Origin of the sequence: Chryseobacterium sp. 2TAF14, assembly GCF_052115105.1 — a bacterium.
Lineage (GTDB): Bacteria > Bacteroidota > Bacteroidia > Flavobacteriales > Weeksellaceae > Chryseobacterium.
The window spans coordinates 1-22,864 of record NZ_JBFRGA010000030.1 but is presented as its reverse complement, the minus strand read 5'-3'; the positions used below and the strand labels follow the sequence as shown (position 1 = coordinate 22,864).

16 protein-coding genes and 1 pseudogene are annotated in these 22,864 nt (G+C 35.4%); 16 read left to right on the top strand and 1 reads right to left on the bottom strand.

The window, feature by feature from the left end; genetic code table 11:
- Positions 1–91: 91 nt before the first annotated feature.
- Positions 92–3,496, top strand: a complete 3,405-nt coding sequence (locus AB4Y90_RS05640; protein ID WP_441556472.1) for a T9SS type A sorting domain-containing protein — start codon at positions 92–94, stop codon at positions 3,494–3,496.
- A 252-nt stretch (positions 3,497–3,748) separates the two neighbouring features.
- Entirely contained in the window at positions 3,749–6,319 is a 2,571-nt protein-coding gene (gene topA, locus AB4Y90_RS05635; protein WP_441556471.1) for a type I DNA topoisomerase, read from the top strand.
- Between the two features lie 105 nt (positions 6,320–6,424).
- Here topA and AB4Y90_RS05630 read toward each other — a convergent pair whose 3' ends face one another.
- Positions 6,425–6,634, bottom strand: a complete 210-nt coding sequence (locus AB4Y90_RS05630) for a GldL-related protein (protein WP_441556470.1) — start codon at positions 6,632–6,634, stop codon at positions 6,425–6,427.
- Between the two features lie 141 nt (positions 6,635–6,775).
- On the opposite strand from AB4Y90_RS05630, the gene AB4Y90_RS05625 reads away from it, so the two are divergent.
- From AB4Y90_RS05625 to AB4Y90_RS05560, 14 genes and pseudogenes are all read left to right on the top strand, one after another.
- On the top strand, positions 6,776–7,861 hold the full coding sequence (locus AB4Y90_RS05625) for a glycoside hydrolase family protein (protein WP_441556469.1): 1,086 nt from the start codon (positions 6,776–6,778) through the stop codon (positions 7,859–7,861).
- Between the two features lie 223 nt (positions 7,862–8,084).
- Positions 8,085–9,155 carry a formimidoylglutamase gene (locus AB4Y90_RS05620; protein ID WP_441556468.1) on the top strand — a complete coding sequence of 357 codons (1,071 nt, stop codon included), beginning with the start codon at positions 8,085–8,087 and terminating at the stop codon, positions 9,153–9,155.
- Positions 9,156–9,158: 3 nt separating this feature from the next.
- A complete protein-coding gene (locus AB4Y90_RS05615; protein ID WP_441556467.1) occupies positions 9,159–10,169 on the top strand; it encodes a glycosyltransferase in 1,011 nt (336 codons plus the stop codon).
- A 76-nt stretch (positions 10,170–10,245) separates the two neighbouring features.
- Entirely contained in the window at positions 10,246–11,376 is a 1,131-nt protein-coding gene (locus AB4Y90_RS05610; protein ID WP_441556466.1) for a glycosyltransferase family 4 protein, read from the top strand.
- 31 nt (positions 11,377–11,407) lie between these two features.
- Positions 11,408–12,250 carry a polysaccharide biosynthesis/export family protein gene (locus AB4Y90_RS05605; protein WP_441556479.1) on the top strand — a complete coding sequence of 281 codons (843 nt, stop codon included), beginning with the start codon at positions 11,408–11,410 and terminating at the stop codon, positions 12,248–12,250.
- A gap of 3 nt (positions 12,251–12,253) precedes the next feature.
- A complete protein-coding gene (locus AB4Y90_RS05600) occupies positions 12,254–14,746 on the top strand; it encodes a polysaccharide biosynthesis tyrosine autokinase (protein ID WP_441556465.1) in 2,493 nt (830 codons plus the stop codon).
- Positions 14,747–14,949: 203 nt separating this feature from the next.
- The gene (locus tag AB4Y90_RS05595; protein WP_441556464.1) at positions 14,950–15,843 is read left to right on the top strand and encodes a DUF6089 family protein; all 894 of its coding nucleotides are present in this window, start codon (positions 14,950–14,952) and stop codon (positions 15,841–15,843) included.
- A gap of 6 nt (positions 15,844–15,849) precedes the next feature.
- Positions 15,850–16,333: pseudogene (locus AB4Y90_RS05590) on the top strand (undecaprenyl diphosphate synthase family protein).
- A gap of 28 nt (positions 16,334–16,361) precedes the next feature.
- Complete coding sequence (gene bamA / locus AB4Y90_RS05585; RefSeq protein ID WP_441556463.1) at positions 16,362–18,902, top strand: outer membrane protein assembly factor BamA; 2,541 nt, start codon at positions 16,362–16,364, stop codon at positions 18,900–18,902.
- A 4-nt stretch (positions 18,903–18,906) separates the two neighbouring features.
- Entirely contained in the window at positions 18,907–19,458 is a 552-nt protein-coding gene (locus AB4Y90_RS05580; RefSeq protein ID WP_441556462.1) for an OmpH family outer membrane protein, read from the top strand.
- 70 nt (positions 19,459–19,528) lie between these two features.
- Complete coding sequence (locus tag AB4Y90_RS05575; protein ID WP_441556461.1) at positions 19,529–20,032, top strand: OmpH family outer membrane protein; 504 nt, start codon at positions 19,529–19,531, stop codon at positions 20,030–20,032.
- A 71-nt stretch (positions 20,033–20,103) separates the two neighbouring features.
- Positions 20,104–20,589 carry an acyl-CoA thioesterase gene (locus AB4Y90_RS05570; RefSeq protein ID WP_441556460.1) on the top strand — a complete coding sequence of 162 codons (486 nt, stop codon included), beginning with the start codon at positions 20,104–20,106 and terminating at the stop codon, positions 20,587–20,589.
- 10 nt (positions 20,590–20,599) lie between these two features.
- Entirely contained in the window at positions 20,600–21,460 is an 861-nt protein-coding gene (rfbD, locus tag AB4Y90_RS05565) for a dTDP-4-dehydrorhamnose reductase (RefSeq protein ID WP_441556459.1), read from the top strand.
- A 1-nt stretch (position 21,461) separates the two neighbouring features.
- Positions 21,462–22,145 carry a hypothetical protein gene (locus AB4Y90_RS05560; RefSeq protein WP_441556458.1) on the top strand — a complete coding sequence of 228 codons (684 nt, stop codon included), beginning with the start codon at positions 21,462–21,464 and terminating at the stop codon, positions 22,143–22,145.
- The last annotated feature ends 719 nt before the right edge of the window (positions 22,146–22,864 follow it).

Below are 22,864 nucleotides of genomic sequence, written 5' to 3'. Positions count from 1 at the left end.
GGATTTAATTTTTTTTATTTAAGCGATATTTTTGTTTTGTATTGTGTTTGTGTGAATTTTATTTTTTAGATTGCATGACCAAAATTTTAATATGAATAAAAAATACTTTTATAGTATTGCAGCAGTTTTCTGTTCTTTTTTTATTTGTGCTCAGGAAATAATAAAAAAAACAGATACTTTAGGAAACAGATTTTCGGATAAAAGTAACGGAATGACCGAGAGAGTTGCTGCAAAAGATTGGATGAAGGCTCCGAATAGCTATATGTTTGATCCTTCATCAGCAAACGAGGGAATTTATATTCCTGTGAAAAAAGCTTACGCAATGTGGAGTGGCTATAAGTTTTTAGGCTATTCAATTATTCCAAACGGTATTGTTACGGCAGATGTTCTTTGGGAAGATACTCATGGGTTGATCAAGTCGGGATTGAATTATGCCCTGAATATTGAGGGATCAGGTGAAAATGCTGAAATAAAAGTACCTATAAACAAATCGAAAGAAGGAAATGCAGTTATTGCTTTCAGAGTAAATGGTGAGATTTTCTGGTCTTGGCATATTTGGGTGACCGATGATCCTACAAACGGATCTACTTACAAGAGTTATACTAATGTTAGAAGAGAAAAAAGCAATGGCATCATTGAAGTTATTCCTGATGCAGAATGGAAATGGATGGACAGGAATTTAGGCGCTTTAAGCGGATCTATCACTGCCGATGATTGGAATAAAAACGGAGGCTTATTATATCAATGGGGAAGAAAAGATCCTATTCCTTCTCTGGTTTACAGAGGTAACGATTTTTATGAAGTTTCCGGATCTGTCGGAAGAGTGCGCCACAGGGGAGCAAAAAATTTCACAAATGCAGTCAACTTCGACGATTTAAGAAAATTTGTTTTATATTCGAATGCAACTGTTGATAATAATATCAGACTTTCCGTAAAAAATCCGTTGAGTCTTATTTATGTAAATAAAGATGACAATAGTGGTCCTGCTTATTATAATAACAATGCCAATTTAATGGTCAACTGGTTTGGAAGCACAGTGGCTCTTCCCACTAATAGACTCACAGAATTAAATTTATGGTCAGACAATTCACAAGGAAGAATAATTCCAACAAATTATAATTTTAACAGCAATAATGCGCCCTATCGTAACAAGTCATCGTTTGATCCGTGTCCTAATGGATGGAGGATTCCTTCGATGTTGGTTGCCAATCTTGCATCTACTTCGTATGTCGATGAGGTAAGAGTTGATTATTCTCCGTTTGGAGTAAGAGCTGCGATGGAAAAATCTGTATTCGAATCTAATGGGTATCATATCATAAAGCCTACTAATAATAACGTTCCTGCTTTTATGACCGGGTTTAAAGTGTTTCCGAATGTCGGTTTTAATTTATCGAATGTCGGCGGAAATAATATGGGAATATTCCCCGGAACCGGGCATATTATCATCAATACTCAAGGTGGGCAATATACAGATCAGCATCATGTAGGTCTGTGGACTTCTACGATGGCGCGACTTCACGATACAACTGCTGCTGTAAGCGCTCGTATGTTATTGATGATTCCGGATAAATATCAGGGAGACACACCAGATTCTGCAAATCCTACCATAAAAGGCAGATATTGGTACATGCCATTGTCAACCGCAAAAACTTCGGATGCCAATGCTTGCAGATGTATTAAAGATCCTTTGTATCAACTTAATGATTACGATTTTCCTACAAGATATATAATTCCGGTATCAGAATATACGGTTGGATTAGATAATCCGAATACCTATCATATTGTTAAATCAGCAGTATCTTCAACTGTTGAAATTCCAATAGCAAAAGCTTTTTCTGTTCAAAGTACATTGCTCAATAATCCGGCTATTTTAAATCCTTCAAACTTTAATAATTTAAAAGTAAATATTCTTTGGACGACTAATGAAAATTTAATCAGTTCCGTAAATATTGTAAATCCTTCACCAGGCTCATTGACGGCTTTATCAGATTCTAAAATTACAGTTAATTTAGGAGCAAATCAAAGCGGAAACGCTGTGGTTACCCTTCACAACGGCAGTGTTACAAATCCTGTTTACTGGTCATGGCATATTTGGGTGACAGATACACCGATAGAATCTAATGTTTATGCAACAGAAATTCCTAACGCAACAGCTACCAATTATGTAAATTATGTTCCGAAAGGTGATGTTTTAAAAACAGAATTTATGGACAGGAATCTTGGAGCTACAGTTGCTTTTCCTACAGTTGCTAATCCTTTGGCTCCTACAGCTCAGGAGTATTCTAAAATAAACGCTTCTACGGGATTGCAGTATCAATGGGGAAGAAAAGACCCTATTCCTTCGTTTCAATATGCCGACAGAACTTTTTACAATATATTTTTAGGAAATGTAGATTCAAACGGGCAGATTACATATACTACACTTAATGCATCTGCATACAATAACATGTCAGGAAATTACATTGTTCCTTACAACACCTATACAAATTCATCAAATGCCAATGTTCTGGCAAATGATAAAGTTGGAGAAAAGTTAGCAAAAGTGCTTACTTATTCGGTTGAAAATCCTTTGGTTTATATGATTCCGAGTTCTTTTGCGCCTTATAATTCTGTGGTTCCTAATTATACAAACGGAACCGATTGGCTTTTAAACGAGCCTAATGTTGCCAATGACCGATGGGGAAGAGGAGGTAAAAAGTCTCCTTTCGATCCTTGTCCTGAAGGTTGGAGGATTCCTGATCTTACCGATGTGGCAATCGTTACAAACAGAGATTTCGGCCTTTCGCCTTGGTACAAAAAAGATAAAAATGCAGCGACGAGCTACAGTTTAGTTTCTGATTATTTAGGAACACCGGTGAAGAATTCGGGTAATGTAAGTATTGGTTTTATTTTCAATAATTCTGCCTATGCGGTTGGAAATTATCCTAATTCAGGATCAAGAGGTTTCAGAAGTGTAACAGCAAATCAAACTCCTATCGGAACTTACGGAGTAAACAATTTTCAATTTTCCGGTATTTGGACGGCGGCTTTAAATTCAAATTATATTGGCAGACCTGTTAATATTTTATTTGATTCAGCTTCTAATCCTAACCGGTTTATAGCATTTCATGATAATAATGACCCCTATTTTGGGATGAATTGTCGTTGTGTAAAAGTAAAATACAATCAAAACGGAGATGAAGAAGGGCCTATTCCCGCAATTCCTGTAACACCGGGTTCTTCTGTAAGGGCTGCAAATGTTTTCACTAAAAATGAAATTTCTGAAAAAATAAAAGAAAACAAAATCAGTCTTTTTCCGAATCCTGTACAAGATCTATTGTATATTAAGGCAACAGATGATAAGGATTATTATTATCAAATTTATAATGCAACAGGTCAAATGGTGAAATCAGGAAAATTTGAAAATAATTTTACCAATGTCTCAGCTTTGGTTAGCGGAGTTTATTTGGTAAGGATTAATAATTCGGAAACCATAATTAAAATCATAAAAAAATAAATACAATAAGGCTTAAAGAAATTTAAGCCTTATTATTTAAAATATCAAATACGCTAAACGTTTTTGTCTATGGAGCTTAAAAATTAGCTTCATTATAATTAACTTTTTTATTTGATAATCGATTGTATAAAGGCTTTTTAATTTTAAATAAATCTTTTAGAAAACCTTAATTTGAGCCGTTTCAACGGTTAAATAAAATGATTTTGCCAACTCATCTAATAAAAAAGCTTTACTTTTGCAAAAATTTTCAATATGTCGAAAAATTTAGTAATCGTTGAATCTCCTGCAAAAGCAAAAACTATTCAGAAATATTTAGGAAAGGATTTCGAAGTGAAATCCAGTTTCGGACACATCCGAGATTTGCCTAAAAAAGGAATGGGGATTGATTTGGAGACTTTCAGTCCGGATTACGAAGTTTCTGCCGACAAAAAGAAATTGGTGACAGAATTAAAATCCGCCGTGAAAAAAGCCGAAATGGTTTGGCTTGCTTCCGATGAAGACCGCGAAGGTGAAGCGATTGCTTGGCATTTGGCAGACGAATTAAAGCTGAAGCCTGAAAACAGAAAAAGAATTGTTTTCCACGAGATTACTAAAAATGCAATTCTTAAAGCAATTGAAAATCCGAGAGATATTGATCAGAACCTTGTCAATGCACAACAGGCAAGAAGAGTTCTCGACAGGATCGTTGGTTTTGAAATGTCTCCTGTACTTTGGAAAAAAGTAAAACCAGGGCTTTCTGCAGGTAGAGTACAATCGGTTGCGGTAAGACTTGTGGTAGAAAGAGAAAAAGAAATCCGTGAATTTACGCCAAAAGCGAGTTTCAAATTAGACGGAATTTTCTTAAACAAAACTTCTCAGGAAATCGCTGCTAAGCTTAAAAAAGATTTCGAAAAAGAAGAAGAAGCCCAAAAATTCTTAGAACTGGCAAAAACAGTTGAATTTAAAGTTTTAAATGTAGAAACAAAGCCGGGAAGTCGTTCCGCATCTGCGCCGTTTACGACTTCTACACTTCAGCAGGAAGCTTCTTCAAGACTGGGTTATAATGTGACCAATACTATGCGTCTTGCACAAAGATTATACGAAGAAGGATTCATCACGTATATGAGAACCGACTCGGTAAACCTATCTCAGGAAGCGATCGAAGGGGCAAAAAAACAAATTATATCAGAATATGGAGCAGAATATTCTTCTCCGAGAAATTATACCACAAAATCATCTTCAGCGCAGGAAGCTCACGAAGCGATCCGCCCGACAGATTTTTCTGTAAAAACGATTGGCGATGCTCAGCTAAGCAAATTATATCAGCTGATTTACAGAAGAACACTGGCTTCTCAAATGGCAAATGCCAAAATCGAGAAAACGGTTATTGAAATTGGCAACGCCAAACTTCCACAGCATTTCGAAGCGCAAGGAGAAGTGATCATTTTCGATGGTTTCCTTAAAGCTTATGGAATTGTAAAGACTGAGGAAGATGATGAGGAAAACAACGAAAAGTTGTTGCCAAAAGTTGTAGTTGGTGAAGTTTTAGACTGTAAAAAAATTACAGCAACAGAAAAATTCACAAGACCAAGTGCAAGATATACAGAAGCAGGATTGGTAAGAAAGCTTGAAGAATTGGGAATTGGTCGTCCGTCGACATATGCTCCCACAATTCAGACGATTCAGAATCGTGAGTATGTTGATAAAAGAGAGATTGAGCCACAAACAAGAGAAGTGGTGAAAATTTCTTTAGCTAACGATAAAATAAAAAAAGAAGTTCTTGACGAAAAATTCGGGGGCGACAAAAATAAATTTGTTCCTACAGATATTGGTGAAGTTGTGAATGATTTCCTTACCGATAACTTTAGTGAAATTTTAGATTTCGGCTTTACGGCAAGAGTAGAAGAAAGCTTCGACGAAATTGCAAACGGAGATCAGAAATGGAAAGAGATGATGACCGATTTCTATTCTAAATTTCACCCTAGAATTGAGGATGTAGAAGAAAATGCCGATCGTGCAAATGGCGAAAGATTATTGGGAGTAGATCCTAAAACCGGTAAAAATGTTTACGCAAGAATAGGAAGATTCGGAGCAATGATCCAGATTGGTGAAACCGATGATGAAGAAAAACCTACGTTCGCATCATTGATGGCGGGACAAAATATCGCAACCATTACTTTTGAAGATGCTTTAGAATTATTTAAACTTCCGTTTGACCTGAATGAAGTTGACGGTGAAGCAGTTTCTGTTGGCGTTGGAAGATTCGGTCCTTATGTAAAATGGGGCGAAACGTACATCAGTATTCCTAAAGGTGAAGACCCGCTTTCTGTTGACCAGAAACGCGCAGAAGAAATCATCGCCGAAAAGAAATTGGCAGATGCGCCGATTGCTTCTTACAAAGGCGAACCGATCACAAAAGGAACGGGAAGATTCGGTCCTTTCATTAAGTATCAAAATGTTTTCATCAATGTTCCGAAAAGATATAATTTCGAAAATCTTTCTCAAAACGACATCAACGAATTGGTAGAAGCCAAGCTGGAGAAAGAAGCCAACCGTTACATCCAACAATGGAAAGCCGAAAAAATCTCAATTGAAAATGCAAGATGGGGACCTATCGTAAAACACGGAAAGAATATCTATAAAATTCCGAAGAAAAAAGACGATACCAAATACGAAAGCGACGAGCTGAAAGACGTTTCTCTTGATGAGGTTAAAAAATGGATCACCGCTCAAGACCCGAAAGCTTTCGCTGAAAAGAAGAAACCTGCAGCGAAAAAGCCAGCCGCAAAAAAAACAACGACAACTAAGAAAACGGTTGCTAAAAAGCCGGCTGCGAAGAAGTAGATAAAACTTTGACAAAGTTAATCAAATAAAAAAGCACAGATTTCGGTCTGTGCTTTTATTGTTTTAAATCCAAAATAATGCTGTAGATTGCTTAAAAAAAGAATTTTACCAATTCATAAAATCTTTAAATTTTGGATATGTAAATAATTTATAGAGAAATAAAAGTGCTCCGATAATTTCAAAAATTGAACCAATTGTAAATATTATATTCGCATTAAATATTCCAAAACTCCAATGTGTTATTTTAAAAAATGCACCAACAATATTTATCAAAAATCCGGTTAGAAAAATCAAAAATGTATGTTTTGTCTTCATAATTATTTAGAAATTAGTTTATTCATGCAAAAGTATAAATAGTTTAGAAGCAAAGATATATAATCGTGTTATTTGTCAAACCCTAAACTGCAGGACACTATTTATCTGCAATTCAACTAAATTAGCTCAAAATCAAATTAAATGAGCCAGTCAGAATACACACGCAAAGATTTTTTAAAAACCTCAGCTTTAGGAATTGCTGCTGTGTTTTTCGGTTCGTCATTTACTCAGGCATTTGATTTTTCAGAAAAACCTTTCTTTAAACTAAAACCAATCGGACGCTCTTTAGAACTCGAAGGCTATTACATTTGGTGCTCTTCGCCAATTTGGGGTGAAGACGGAAAAGTACATCTTTTTTATTCCCGATGGAAAAAAGAAAAAGGAATGGGAGGCTGGCTTAATGGTTCTGAAATTTGCCGGGCAGAAGCGAATTCTCCATTTGAAAAATTTGAGCATAAAGAAGTTATTCTTGCGCCGAGAGGTGGTGATTTTTGGGATGCAACCACCTGTCACAATCCTTTAATTAAAAAAGTTGGAGATCAATATTTGTTATTTTTTATGGGAAATTCCAACGGAAAAACAAATACGAAAAGAATTGGATTAGCCATTYCAAAAAGTCTTGACGGAGAATGGAAAAGACCGGATCAACCCTTGCTTCTTCCCGGAAAAGAAGGTTCGTGGGATGATCATTGTACCACAAATCCGGCTTTTGTAAAAGGAAATGATGGCAAATACTGGCTTTTTTATAAATCGTGGAACACCAGAGAATATGAAACCCAGAAAGGACCGGTTCGAGGTAACCGAAAATATGGTTTGGCAAAAGCAGATTCTCCGGAAGGACCTTACACAAAGGTTTCTGAGAATCCTGTAATTGATTTTTCAGCTTTACCAAACAACGCACAGCTTGAAGATGCTTTTATCTGGAAAGAAAAAGGAAAGTTTCACATGATTGCAAGAGACATGGGTTTTTATAACCACGAATACGGTTTGCATCTTACCACAAAAAACGGAATTGAATGGACGAAACCCGAAATCGCTTATCTTAATATGCAGTCTTACGTGCAGGAACCCAATCCGCCAAAACATTTAAAAAGATTCGGAAGATTAGAACGCCCAATGATCTTGATGAGCAAAGACGGGAAAAAACCTCAGTTTTTATTCGGGGCAACACAAGGCGGCGCTTTTGAAACTTCTACAACTTTTGTGTTTGAGATTACCAACCGTTAGTTTTTTAACTTCATATAGATTTTGTTTAAACCATCACGATTTTGTTGATGGTTTTTCTATGGAAGAGCCTTGTCAAGATTCAAAACCTTGACAAGGCTGAACAGATTGAAGGAGTTTTGAAAATTTGCAAGTCATTTTTAAAACTTTGGTAAGTTGATGGTAAAAGATCTCCGCTTACTCATTTAAATTTAATATTTTTGAGTTTTAATAAGTATTTGAGCGCATGAATTTTGAAGATTTTATCATTTCACCCAGGAATTTCAGGACAGAAAACTGGCAGATCGGAAATAAGATTACCAAAGAAATAAAAGAAGACAGCATTGTACTTCTCTTTGTTTCTGATTACAGAGGAGCCAATGGAGATGCTGAAGTACAGGATTTTACAGCAGTAAGAAAAGAATTTTACAAACTTTCGCAGCTTGATTTTGAGATTCCGGTGGTGGATCTGGGAGACCTGGTTTCCGGAAAATCGGTGCAGGATTCTCATTATATTTTGCAGGAAGTTTTGTCGGCGTGTCATTACAAAAGAGCGATTCCGGTGATTATTGGCGGTTCTAATGATTTCGCCTTCTCATTATTTTCAGGATTAAATTTTCATCAGAAAAATATTAACTATACCCAGATCAGCAATATTATTTCCCTAAAACAGGGCGAAAATATTAATGAACATACTTTTTTAAGCAAAATTTTAGGCTCGAAAAGTTTTTCCATCAAAAATTATCATCATTTAGGATATCAAAAACATCTGAACGAACAAGATTCTGTAAAGCTCATCAAAGAAGTTGAGTTTGATATTGTTCGTTTGGCAGAAATGATGAATTCTACGGAAAGAACCGAACCTTTCTTCAGGAAAGCAGATCTGGTAACGGTAAATTGTGATGCGATTGAGAGTTTTGGTGAAGCTTTTTCGATGAATCCGCAGGTAAATGGTTTAAACCGAAGAGAAATCTGTGCTTACATGAAAGAGATCGGTTTAAGCGAAAACCTGAAATCTGTAGGTATTTTTAATTATAATATTTATTCTGAAAACCAGCTCAATCATCAGCTTTTGGCGCAAATGATCTGGTATCTTATTGAAGGGATCAACATTCAGCAATCGCATCCTAAGGAAAGACATTACGAAATATTTTATGTTTTGATTGAAGACAGACAATATGCTTTCAAGCGCGATACATTCAGCAATCTTTGGTATTTTGGGGATGATGAAAAAATTGAAAACTGCATTCCATGCTCCAGAAAAGATTTTGATGATGCTAAAAAGGGCTGGCTGAGCGCAAGATTTACAAAAATCTAAGCCATGGAAAACCCGACTCCAAAAGTTTCTGTTATCGTTCCTGTTTTTAATGTTGAAAATTATCTGGCGAAATGCCTTGATTCTTTGGTGAATCAAAGCCTGGAAAATATTGAGATTATCGTTGTAAACGACGGAAGCAAAGACGGATCGGAAAATATCATTAAAAAATATTCTGAAAAATTTCCGGTTAAAATAAAAGCTTTTACGAAAGAAAACGGCGGTTTAAGTGACGCCAGAAATTTCGGGATTGATAAGGCAACCGGAGATTATCTGGGATTTGTAGACAGCGATGATTACGTTTCTGAAACAATGTTTGCCGAAATGCTGCATCTGGCTGAAAAAAATGATGCTGAAATGGTAATCTGTAACATTCAGAAAGTAGACGAAAAAGGTAACGTTACCCAAAAACTGACGCAGATTCCGAATATGCCTGAAAAGATTGTTTTGGAAAGCCATTTTTCGGTTTTTTCGGATCTAAGCTATTTTGCGTGCAATAAATTATTTAGAAAAGAGTTATTTACTTATAAAAGATTTAAAAAAGGAGCTCATTTTGAAGATATTCAGCTGGTTCCCCAGCTTTTGCTTGAATGTAACATAATAGCACAGACGCAAAATTTTCATTATCAATATCTCGAAAGGGCAGATTCTATCTCAAAAACTCATAACGAACAAGGTTTAGATATTCTGAAAGCGGTAGAAGATGTGGAAGTTTTTTTTAAAAGTTCAAAATACGCTTCAAAAACAAAAGAGCTAAAAGGTTTTCAGATTTTGGAAGGAGTTTATACTTTTCTGGCTTATCTTGCTTTTGTTAAAAATAAAAATCAATTCTACAAAATGTCTCTTGATCTTGAGGATTTTATACGAAAAAGAGATGTTAAAATAAAAGATATATTGTGTTACAATCGTTTTGGTAAGAATTATCTTTTATCTTTACCTCTGAAAAAAATAATTTTCTATCTGCTTTTTTTTATCGGACAAAAAAAAATGATACGGAAATTGATTAAACACAAATGAGATTTCGGTATTTTAAAATAAATTTTAAATGCAATTTTTTTTAATCTACTGAAACTATTAGCTTAAAAAGCAGTTGATGAAAAATTTTGAATTATTCTTAAATGAAACAGGCATTTCTATTTTTTACTTAAAAGTGGGGTTGGGTTTCCTGTCTTCTTTCTTCATCACTTTTTTTTCAATTCCTACAATTATTAAGATTTCGAAACGTAAGAACCTGATGGATGAGCCCGGTGTAAGAAGTTCTCATCTCAGAAGGATACCTAATCTGGGAGGTATTGCGATGTTTTACTCGATCGGGATCTGCACTTCAATTTTTGCCTATGAAATTTTTGATTTATATAAATTTCTTTTTGCTTCGCTCATTATTCTGCTTTATGTAGGGATTATGGACGATATTGTTGTGATGCGTGCTTACAAAAAACTGGTGGCGCAGATTGTGGTATCGGCTCTTATTGTAATTGGCTCAGATATAAGAATCAGAAACTTATTTGGGATATTTGGTGTCTACGAAATTCATTATTTAATCAGTGTAATTTTCAGCATCATTACTTTTATCATTCTCATCAATGCTTTTAATCTTATTGACGGAATTGACGGTCTTGCCGGAGGTTATTCTGTTGTTTGCAGTGCCTTTTTTGGGATCAGCTATTATCGTTTAGGAGAATATAATTACCCTTTGGTTATTTTATCAGTGGTTTTAATTGGGTCTGTACTGGCGTTTTTATACTATAATTTATCAAATTTAAGGGCAACGAAAATATTTATGGGCGATACCGGCTCTATGCTTTTAGGATTTTTGCTGGCGTTTACATGTATCTGTTTTATAGATATTTTTATAGACAAAAAAGTGCAGAGCATTCCGATGTATCATTTGAAGTCGGCTCCTGTTGTGGCAGTGGCGATTCTTATTCTGCCTATTGTAGATACATTAAATGTCATTATTGTAAGACTTTGGAATAAGAAATCACCTTTTGAGGCAGACAAAAACCATATTCATCATAAGCTTCTTAAGCTAGATCTCACCCATAGAAGAGCGAGTTTTTATATTATATGCTATTACCTTTTTATTGTAGCAGTTACCTATTGTCTTAGACACACCAATGTCAATCTATTATTGCTGATTATTTTGTTTTTAGGTTTTTTAGGTGCTTATATTCCGGATATTATTTACATGATGCGGAATAAAAAAATAAAAACTAATAATTAAAATTCTATTTTTGCAAACTACATTTATTACGATGAAAATTTATAAGTACTTCCCATTCTTAGTTTTACCCTTTTTGCTGATCTCTTGTATCACATCAAAAGACGTAAAATATCTCCAGCCAAGCGAGAGCCTTGTTATCAATGAAGAGGGGCTCATTCCTTACAACATTCCCGTTTACAGGGTCACCAAAAATGATATGCTGACCTTGAATATTGTGACAACTCCCAAAGGTGATGCGGCTCAGTTTTATTCTTCTTTAAATGCTCAGGCAGCAGGAAATAATAATATTGTATTCAACGGAGCCAGTGGAAACGGATCTGGCGGGAATGCAATGATCTATTTTAACGGCTTGAAAGTAGACTCGAAAGGTGATATCCTGGTTTTTGGTATAGGTTACGTAAAAGCGGAAGGCAGAAACATTGAAGAAATTACCCAGGAACTGCAAGAGAAAGTAAACGAAAATTTTCAGGACGGAAAATCTGAAGTAAGACTCAATACAGACGGAATAACTTATTACATTTTAGGTGATATTGAAACCACCGGAATTACAGGGGAAAAAAAAGCGCACAAAAATACATTAACGTTAACGGAGGCAATCTCTATTAACGGAGGATTAAACAGAACGATAGACCGAAAAAACATTGTAGTTTACAGAAAACTTCCGGAAGGCATTAAGAAAGCACAGATTGATCTTACCAGAGAAGATGTGATGAATTCTCCTTATTATTACGTACAAAACGGAGACGAGATTTTTCTCACAACACAAAGAAGAGCTCTGAACGGCTTTGGAAAAGATCCTATACAGACACTTATCAGTGGTGTTTCTGTGCTTACAACAGCATTGTCAATTTATCTACTTATAAAAAATCTTTAGTGTATGATTCCCGGAAAAGAAACTTTAGTAGGTAAAAATGAGCCGCAAAAAGAGAAATACGGATCATTTGCTTTGTTTGATATAGAACATTTTTTAAGAAGGATTCTCAGAAACTGGTACTGGTTTGTGCTGATGCTTTCTATTGGGTATGCGGTATCCTGGTTTTATGGTAAATATTATGCTCAGAATATTTATGCATCAGATTTAAAACTTAGTATTTCAAACAATAGCGCAAGTTATTTTACACCAAGCCAGTCTATCAATTTTATATGGGGACAAAATGGTAATCAGGACGGTATTTATTTGAAAAAAATGTTGCTGTCTAGATCACACAACGAATTTTTAGTAAAAGAATTAGGGCTTTTTGTAAACTACAGCACCAAAGGAGCTCTGAAATCTACTTATTTGGATAAAAATGATTCGCCTGTTTTTTTGGAAGTAGACCGAAAGCATTTACAGCAGGTAAATTATCCGATTACTTTAACGCCAAAAGGAAATGGCTCTTATCAGGTGAGTTTACCGGAAGAAGGTCAGTCAACTAAGCTGTATTCGTATGATTTTGAGGCTTTTCAAAATATTGAAAGCTATGGAAGGCCTTCCGATAAAACGATTAAAGTTAATGAATGGTATACAACGCCCAATCTTAGATTCAGATTGGTTGCCAATCCGGTGGTTCCTGCCATAAAACTTGAAAATATTATTGTAACCCTTTCTACGGTAAATGATGCCGTAAACGGAATTGTTTCTACGATAGGTGTTGATTTTGATAAAGAAATCAATACCATTATGATCATTTCCAAAACAGGTTTTAATCTTAACGGAACCGTAAATTTCCTCAACAAATCTGTAGCTGAGCTTCAGAAAAAAAGATTTAATGACAAGATAAAAGTTGATCAGAATACAGAGCAGTATTTGAAAGGAAGCCTTGCCGACATTAGAAAAAAACTAGATTCGAGTGCGGCATATCTCAACTATCTTAAGGTTTCAGAAAAGCTATATGACATTAGTAACAGAGACGAAAAATCTTTACAGAAAATAAAAGATCTCGAAGCAAAAAAAGCAGATATACTCAGTAAGATGAATTCTCTGAACAGCATCAGAAATTCTGTAGAATCTCAAGGTTTTGACAGAATGATCAGTCCTTCTGCGGCAGGTTTTGATGATGGTCTTTTTACTGCATCTGTTTCTGAACTAAAAGCTCTTTACCTTAAAAGGAGAGAGTTAGCGTCAATTTATACTCCAAATTCAGAGCCGATGAAGGAGATCAACAGATTAATAAGTGAGGCAAAAGCAAACTCTTCGGGTTCGCTCAGAAACGTTCATACAGTTTATAGTACAGAGCTTAACAAAATCGATCAGCAGATTGCAGAAACAAGTGCAGATCTTACATCATATCCTGAAAAACAAAGAAAATATCTTGATGCAGAAAGGGGCTACAATATGATCGAGGCAACATACAACAGTTTGCTCAACAGACAGAATGAAAGCCAGATGAGACTTGCCACCAATCAATCTGATATTACGGTGATTGATCCTGCGAAAAACTTAGGACAGGGTCCGATAGGTCCTAATGTAAAAGGAAAGAAGATGACAATTTTAGCTGGTTTTCTTGCACTTCCGTTCATTTTTATTCTTTTGGGAAGCCTTTTTGACAGTAAGATCAGAAACATCAAAGAATTAATCAACGCAACCAAAATTCCATTACTGGGAGTGATTGGTAACAATAATAGCGACAGTATGCTTACTGTTTTAAGTACCCCAAAATCTTCAGTTGCGGAAGCTTTCAGAGGAATCAGGGCAAATGTGAGATTTTTGTCGGGAGAGGATAATACGAGTAAAGTAATTCTGATAACCTCTTCAGTCGGAGGAGAGGGCAAAACCTATGTTTCAATAAATCTGGCGTCAGTTCTAGGTTTAAGCGACAAGAAAACGATTTTGTTGGGAATGGATTTGCGAAAGCCAAAGATTTTCGGAGATTTTGAGATCGACAATAAGCTTGGGATTTCAAATTACCTTACCGGTGAAACATCAATCGATCAGATCATCAACAAAACCAAAATTCCTAATCTTGATGTGGCTACTTCAGGACCGATTCCTCCTAATCCGTCCGAATTATTAATGAGCGAAAGAAATATTAAGTTTATTGAAGAGCTTAAACAATTGTATGATTTTATCATCATAGACTCTCCGCCGGTAGGGCTAGTTGCCGATTCTTACGAATTGATGAAACAGTCTGATGCCAATTTATATGTTGTACGACACGAGTATACCGAAAAGTATATGCTTAAAATGATTACTGAAAAGTATCATAATAATGAGATTAAAAATTTAGGAATTGTTTATAATGATTACGTTACCAATCAAGGATACGGCTATGGTTACGGATACGGTTATGGTTACGGATACGGATATTTTGATGAAGATAAAAACTATACAGAGCCATTATTGATCAAGATCCGAAACAAAGTAAGATCTTATTTTGGAAGAAATAAATAAATCAGGCTATTTGTAGATTTAAAAATTTTAAATTTTGCCTGAAGTATTAAAAAAAGAATAAATTTGCTGCTTTGCCGTTTACTTTATAACAAATTATATTTTTTTGTTTATTTTTAACTAAACATTAAGATTATCATTAATATAAAAATGTTTTATATTTGCAAAAATTAATTTTTAAAATAACCATAAATCCATATTCTTTTATGAATAAAAAATTATTGTTTAGCTTCCTTACCCTCTTAGGAACTGTGGTAAGTTTAAAAGCACAAAGAAATGAATTGGGAATTCGCTTAGGGATGAGTAATCTTGTTGGCGACATAGGAAATACCAATTACATTTTACAGCAACCTTTGGATTTGGGGAGAGCCTCAGAATGGGGGGTTCCTTTTTATGGTGGTATTTTATACAGATTTAATTTTAACCCGCACCAAACCGTTAGATTAGACTTAGGCTATAACCAGGTGCAGTTTAGCGATAAGGCAGCAAAAGAAGAATACAGAAGAAACAGAAACTCTTTCGGTAAAAACAATATTTACGAAGCAAGTTTAGTATTTGAATACAATTTCTTCCCGGTAAACAATGAGCAGATGAGTATGGTGAGCCCGTATATTTTTGCCGGAATCGGAGGTTTGATGTTTGATGCTCCAAAAGCAACCTTAAACCACGATTTCAGAAGAAATGCAGATGGTGTGGCACAGGCTCCGATTAACGAATTAGATTTTGTTACCACTACAGAGTATTCTATGGGAACAAAAACAGTTGCGCAAATTCCTTTCGGAGTTGGTTTGAAATATAAATTTAATCATGGATGGGCTATTTTTGCTGAAGCTACTTTCAGATATAGCTTAACAGATCAGCTTGATCACAGCAAGGTGCTTGCCAAAGATGTGATCAGCAATTACAATGCAGATATTTTGAGCCCTACAACAGGAGGTTCTTTGCTGCAGACAGGAAATTATTATAATGTTTCTAAAGAAAGAGAAGCAGCCTATATAAGAAACAGATCTGTGGGAGACCCGGATTCTAGAGATTGGATGAATACTTTTAGTTTAGGATTGACCTATTCTTTTGGTAGACCACCATGTTATTGTGATTAAGAAATTATGTCGTTGATAAAAGAACAAATAAATTCTGAGAATTTACCAAAGCATGTAGCGATCATTATGGATGGCAACGGAAGATGGGCAAAATCTCGTGGTGAAGAAAGAACTTTTGGTCATAAGAATGCCATTAACGCGGTAAGAAATGCCATTAATGCATGTAATGAGATTCATATCCCTTATCTTACGCTCTATACATTTTCGTCAGAAAACTGGAATAGACCTGCAGATGAAGTAAATACCTTGATGAGCTTGCTTGCCGAGACACTTTTACTGGAAGCTGAAGAGATTTTCACAGCTTATCAGAACAAGTGGAGAAATAAGGATAAGCAACTTTCTGCTTTGGCAGATTGCTTATGCAGAACTCCAGTTTCTCAATGTTCTGTGGCCAGACTTTACAAAAGATATTTTCTTCCAATGTATTGTTGATTATCAAAATAAGGAAAGAAGATACGGTCTTACAGGCGACCAAATTCAAATTCAGTAAATTTTAAGAAAAGAAAGATTACGATAAAATGAAGTTTAGACTATTACCCATCATTATGTTTGCTGCTTCTGCACATTTTTATGGACAGGTAACTCCACAAGACAGTACAAAGGTTGATACTACTGCTGCTGCTCTTGCAGAAAATCAAACAGGAACTTACACGTTGAAGGACATTGTTGTTGATGGGGTAAAAAAATATACACCGGCTCAGATCTTCAGATTTACAGGTCTGGCAAAAGGTGAAATTGTAGATATTCCGGGGCAAAAGGTAAGTAATGCTATCAAAAAGCTTTGGGACTCTCAATCTTTCTCTGAAGTGGAAGTTTATGTAGAAAGCATTGAAGGGCAAACCGTTGTTCTTAGATTTTATTTACAAGACCTAAAAGATCTTGGAGAGGTAAAGTTTACAGGTAAAGGAATCGGGAAGTCTAAAAATGAAAAATTAGCTAAAGACAATAACTTAAAGCCGGGAACAAAGATCACTCAGAATCTTGTTTCAAGCCTTAAAACAAATATTCCTAAAGATTATATTAAAAAAGGTTTTGCTGATGCCAAAATTACTATTGAGGATAAGGTAAACGCAAGTGACCCTAATCTTGTAGACTGGACGATTAATGTAGACAAAGGAAAAAGAGTTAAGATCAGTCACATCGAGTTTGAAGGAAACGATAACGTAACTGATGCAAAACTTAGAAAAAAAGCTTTCAAAGAAACCAAACAAAAAAGATTTGGGATCGGAGGTATCTTGAAGTCTTCAAAATTTGTTGAAGAAAAATATCAGGAAGATAAGCAAAGCTTAATTAACTATTATAATTCACTGGGTTACAGAGATGCTGCAATTGTTTCTGATTCTGTGTGGAGAAATAAGAAAAACAACTACGAAATCAATGTTAAGCTGAAAGAAGGTAAAAAATATTACATCGGTGATATTACTTTTACCGGAAATACAGTTTACTCTACAGAATATCTTCAAAGAATCTTAGGATACAAAAAAGGAGACATCTACGATGCTGTAGGATTTAACAAAAAAGTAGGTGAAGACGGCGGAAAAGAAGACGATTCTGATATCAAATCGATCTACATGAATAATGGTTACCTTTTCTCAAACGTTACGCCTGTTGAAAAATCGGTGAATGGTGATGCGATTAACCTTGAAATCAGAATTAATGAAGGAGAGCAGGCTACCTGGAACAAAGTAACTTGGTCCGGAAACACAACTACTCATGACCATGTGATTTTGAGAGCATTAAGAACCAAGCCGGGAGAATTGTTTAAGAAAACAGAGATCAAGAGAACTTATTTTGATCTGGCTTCGATGTCATTCTTCGATCCTCAGCAAATCGGTCAGGATATTCAGCCAAACCAGCAAGATAACACGGTTGATATCGGCTGGAAACTGGTAGAAAAAGGTTCTTCACAAGTGCAGTTACAGGCTGGTTACGGTGGTAACAGCTTCATCGGAACTTTAGGTCTTACTTTCAATAACTTCTCATTGAGAAACTTCCTGAAGTTTAAAGATTTCAGACCTGTACCTCAAGGTGATGGGCAGACTTTATCGATTCAGGCTCAGGCAGGACAATATTTCCAGAATTACGGAGTTTCATTTACAGAACCTTGGTTGTTTGGTACAAAACCAACTGCTCTTTCTGTAAGTTTAAATAATTCAAGGGTAAATTACAGCCAGTCTACAGGTCCGGATCAGAGATTAAATATTTTCTCGGCTACGGTAGGTCTGAATAGGCTTTTAAAATGGCCGGATGATTATTTCTCGTTATATACAGGAATTCAGTTCCAGAAATATAACTTCAGCAATTATCCTTTTGAATTTGGAGACACTACAGAATTGTACGGTAATGCAAACAACTTAAGTTTAAATGTCGGATTAAGCAGAAACTCTGCAGGTATAGATCCTATTTTCCCTACAATGGGTTCAAATATTGAATTGTCGGGTAAATTTACACCACCATATTCATTGTTCAGTAATAAAAACTACTCAACATTGGCTCCTACAGAGAAATATAAGTGGATGGAATTTTACAAGATAAAATTTAAAGCAGATGTTTACAATGAAGTTATCGGTAAACTGGTTTTAAGATCTTCTGCAGAAATGGGCTTCATGGATGGTTACAACAAAGCTTTGGGAGCACCGCCGTTTGAAAGATTCTATGTTGGGGGAACCGGTCTTTTCGGAGGTAGATTTGATGGTAGAGAATTGATTCCGTTGAGAGGTTACGAAAACGCTTCTACATACGGAGGACAGGCTGAAGATATTACTCAAAGAGGGGGAGGTACTATTTACAACAGATTTACGTTAGAATTAAGATATCCGATTTCATTAAATCAAACTGCCAAAATTTACGCACTTACATTTGCAGAAGGAGGTAACGTTTGGAACTCATGGGGAAATTACAATCCTTTCCAGCTTAAAAGATCTGTTGGTGTAGGGGTAAGAGTTTATATGGGAGCATTTGGTTTAATAGGATTTGATTTCGCTTATGGATTTGATAAAACAATCAGTGGTGATGTTTCAGGAAGTAAAACTCACTTCTTAATGAACCAATCTTTATAACAGTATGAAAAATTTTAAAACTCTTTTCACTTTAGCGGTAATTTTGCTTTTTGGCTTTAGCAATGCTCAGAAAATAGGGGTTATTGATACTCAGTATATTTTAGATAAAATGCCTCAATATAAAGAAGCAGAGTCAAGACTTAATGCTCAGATTGATACTTGGGAACAGGAGATCAAAAATCTTCAGGCACAATACGAGCAAAAAAAATCGGCTTTCGAAAGTGAAAAAGTTTTATTAATCGGTGATCAGCTTAAGCTTAGAGAAAAAGAAGTTTTAGATTTAGAAAAAAATATTCAGACGACGCTAAGTTTAAGATTTGGTAAAACCGGCGAGATCAACCAGCTTCGTACCAATTTGGTAGAGCCGTTTCAGGATCAGATTTATACCGCTCTCCGTACTGTAATTGCAAAAAACGGATTAGGTATAGTTTTTGATAAAAATAGAGACAATGTTCTTTCTTATGAGCCAAGATATGATTATACAGACAAAGTTTTAGCTGTTTTGCTAAAAGGTACAGAGAAAGAAAAAGATAAGAAAACTAATAAAAGAAGGTAAAAGTTTTATCAGAACTTAACTTTTACTTAAATTTAAAATCTAAAAACAAATTAATTATTTATTACCCGTTATGAAAAAATTAAGTGTATTATTTGGAGCAGTAATGATGTTTGTCTCTGTAGGGATGGCGAAAGCTCAGAAAATTGCTACTCTAGACTTAGTAAGCGTACTTAATGCAATGCCTGAAAAGAAAAAAGCAGATACAGATTTAAAAGCTTTCCTTGATGTAAAAGAAGCAGAAATAAAAAAGAAAACCGATGCTATGCAAACGAAATATGCTTTGTATACTAAGGAAGCTCCTACAAAAACTGAAGCTGAAAATAAAGCTAGACAAGAGGAAATGCAAAAGTTGCAGACTGAAGCTCAGCAAATGAGCGAAAGAGCGCAAAAAGATCTTGCTGAAAAAGAAAAATTGGCTTACGCTCCTATCGAACAAAAAGTGATGGATGCTGTAAACAAAGTTGCTAAAGCAAACAGCTATGAGTATATCATGGATGTAAACTCTTCAGGTCTTATTTACAAAGGTGGTCCTGATGCAACTCCAGCTGTAAAAAAAGAATTAGGTCTTCAGTAATTTTTTTGAAATTAACAAAGATTTATAAAAACTACCACTTCATTTAGAAGTGGTTTTTTTATTTTTGCGCTATGGAAAAAGAAGTCTCAACGACCGTAAAAGTAAGATTCAGTGATTGTGATCCGATTGGGCATTTAAATAATGTAAAGTATCTCGATTACATGTTCAATGCAAGAGAAGATCATGTAGAAACTTTTTATGGCTTCACGTACGAAGAATACACAAAAAAAACAGGTTGTACCTGGATTGCCATTCAAAACGAAATTGCTTATCTGAAAGAAGTAAAATACAATACCCAGGTTGTGATCAGCAGTAAAACGATCGAAATAGGAGACCGAATTTCTAAAGTGGAAATCCTTATGAAAAGCCTTGATGAAAAAACAATTCATGCAGTGCTTTGGGTTACGGTAATTTATTTTAATATTAAAACAAGACGTTCCGAGCTTCATCCGGAAGAGATCATGCAGACTTTCGGGAAATTTTATGTTGACCTTGAGCAGAAAGATTTCCAGTCGAGAGTAAAGTTTTTAAGATCACAAAATGCAAAAAATTCATAAAACCAATTCAATGAAAAAAATACTTGTAACAGGAAGCAACGGGCAATTAGGAAACTGCATCAGAAAAATTGCTCCCGATTTTGAAAAAAATTATGAATTCATTTTTACAGACTCACAATCTTTAGACATTACAGACGAAGATCAGATTAATGATTTTTTTTATGATAATAAACCGGACATCTGCATTAATGCTTCAGCTTATACCGCAGTAGACCTTGCTGAAAAAGAAAAAGAAAAAGCCTTTTCAGTAAATGCGGAAGGTGTGGAAAATCTTGCAAAAGCGTGTGCTGATTATAAAACCGTTTTCATCCACGTTTCCACAGATTATGTATTTGATGGCGAAACCAATTTAGATTATTCGGAAGATGATTTTACAAATCCTATCGGAGTTTACGGAGAATCTAAACTGAAAGGAGAAGAGCTGGCTTTAGAAAATAATCCTAAGACCATTATTTTAAGAACTTCTTGGTTGTATTCCGAATTCAACAAAAATTTTGTGAAAACAATGCTTACCCTGTTTTCGCAAAAAGAAGAGTTGGGAATCGTCGCCGATCAGTTTGGGCAGCCTACCAATGCCAATGATTTGGCAGAAGCCATTATGAGCATTATCGAAAACCCTCACAAAACTTTTGGTGTTTTCCATTTTTCAAACTATCCTGAAACGACATGGTTTGAGTTTGCTGAAAAAATTGCAGAGTTCGCCAAATCACCGGTAAAATTGAACGCGCTTACTACAGAACAGTATCCGACTCCGGCAAAAAGGCCGAAAAGAAGCACGATGTGTCTTGACAAAATTGAAAAAAAATACAAAATCGAGCCCAAACATTGGGAAAACAGCTTAGAAGATTGTGTTAATATACTTTCAAATTAAAATGAAAATTAAAAATATAGCCCTATTCATTTTCGTAATGGCATTCACATTCGTCAATGCACAAAATGTGTATTTATCTAAAGTTGAAAAAGTAAAAGAAAACATCGATAAATATTTTTATAAAATCGATCCCAAAAACTCAGCTGCAGAATATTTGGGTGAAATCGATGTGCAGGGATTTTCGAATGATGACGTTGCCGTATTCGCAAAAATTTATAAAAAGGCAAAAGAAATCGGGGCAAATGCTTTTTCGTATAAACCATTTGAGAGTGTAGACGAAAAAATTCAACCCTTTAATCCGGCAAATTACCGATTAGAACTTTACTTCGTTGCAAAAGACGAACTTTCTAAGCCATCAGATTTAATATACTTTTTTTCATCATCCTCAAAACCGCAGACCATAAGTATCAACAAAAAAGAGTATACTTTGCCGCCGCGCTCATTTACTGCGATAAAAGGCATTCCTGGAGAGATCTATACCGTTTCTACAAAAAAATTCTTAGGCTCTACCATTAAAATCTCTGTGAATGCAGAAGCTCCAGCGCAATATTTCCAGGTTTCTGCTGCCAAAATTAAGTCAAACACTTACGGCGAACCAGGAATCAATCTCAAATCAGGCGATATAGTTGGTCTTAACAGATCATTCGGCGATTTTCTCACAATGATCTACATAGAAAACAAATAAAATTCTATCCATACTCACTTTTACCTCTGAAAATCTCGGAGGTATTTTTATTTTAAAGTAAGTGTCTTCAACTCCCCAACTCTCCCATTCTCCAACTCTCATACTTTTTTTCGGGAGCTATTTCCGGCTTTCACTACTCGCTTTTTTGCGCCATACTTTTCCCTATAAGCAAAAAGAGCTCAGACATGCCGTTCAATCCGGGCTATTTCAGAATTGTTCATTTTATAAGTCGATATAATAAAAAGAAGATCTCGAAAAGTCACAGACTTGCTATCAGTTAATAGAATATTATAAAAATATGTCATTAAGCTCCGGAGGAGCGTAATCTTTGTAGCAAAATCAGCTGTGTTTTAAAATATAAGCTCCATCGGAGCGACACCTAAAACAGCAACAGCAACAAACCAAGTTCATTATTAAAAAACAGCCGGGAATAAATTCTATTCCTTAATTAAATAAAATAAGATGTAAAATGTAGCGCTCCTCCGGAGCGCCCCCTTTGTAGCAAATAAATGTTTTAAGCAATAATAAAAGCTCCATCGGAGCGACACTCAAAACATACTCAATATCCTCATTCCTCAAAAACTCAATTCCTCAAAAAGCTCAAAACACACTCACAGTCTCCACAATCCTCGATCCCTCAAGCGCTCCAACACTCCAACCTACACCTGTAACCCGCAACCTCCCACCTGCTACCAAAAAAACCTCCCACCAAATCAATA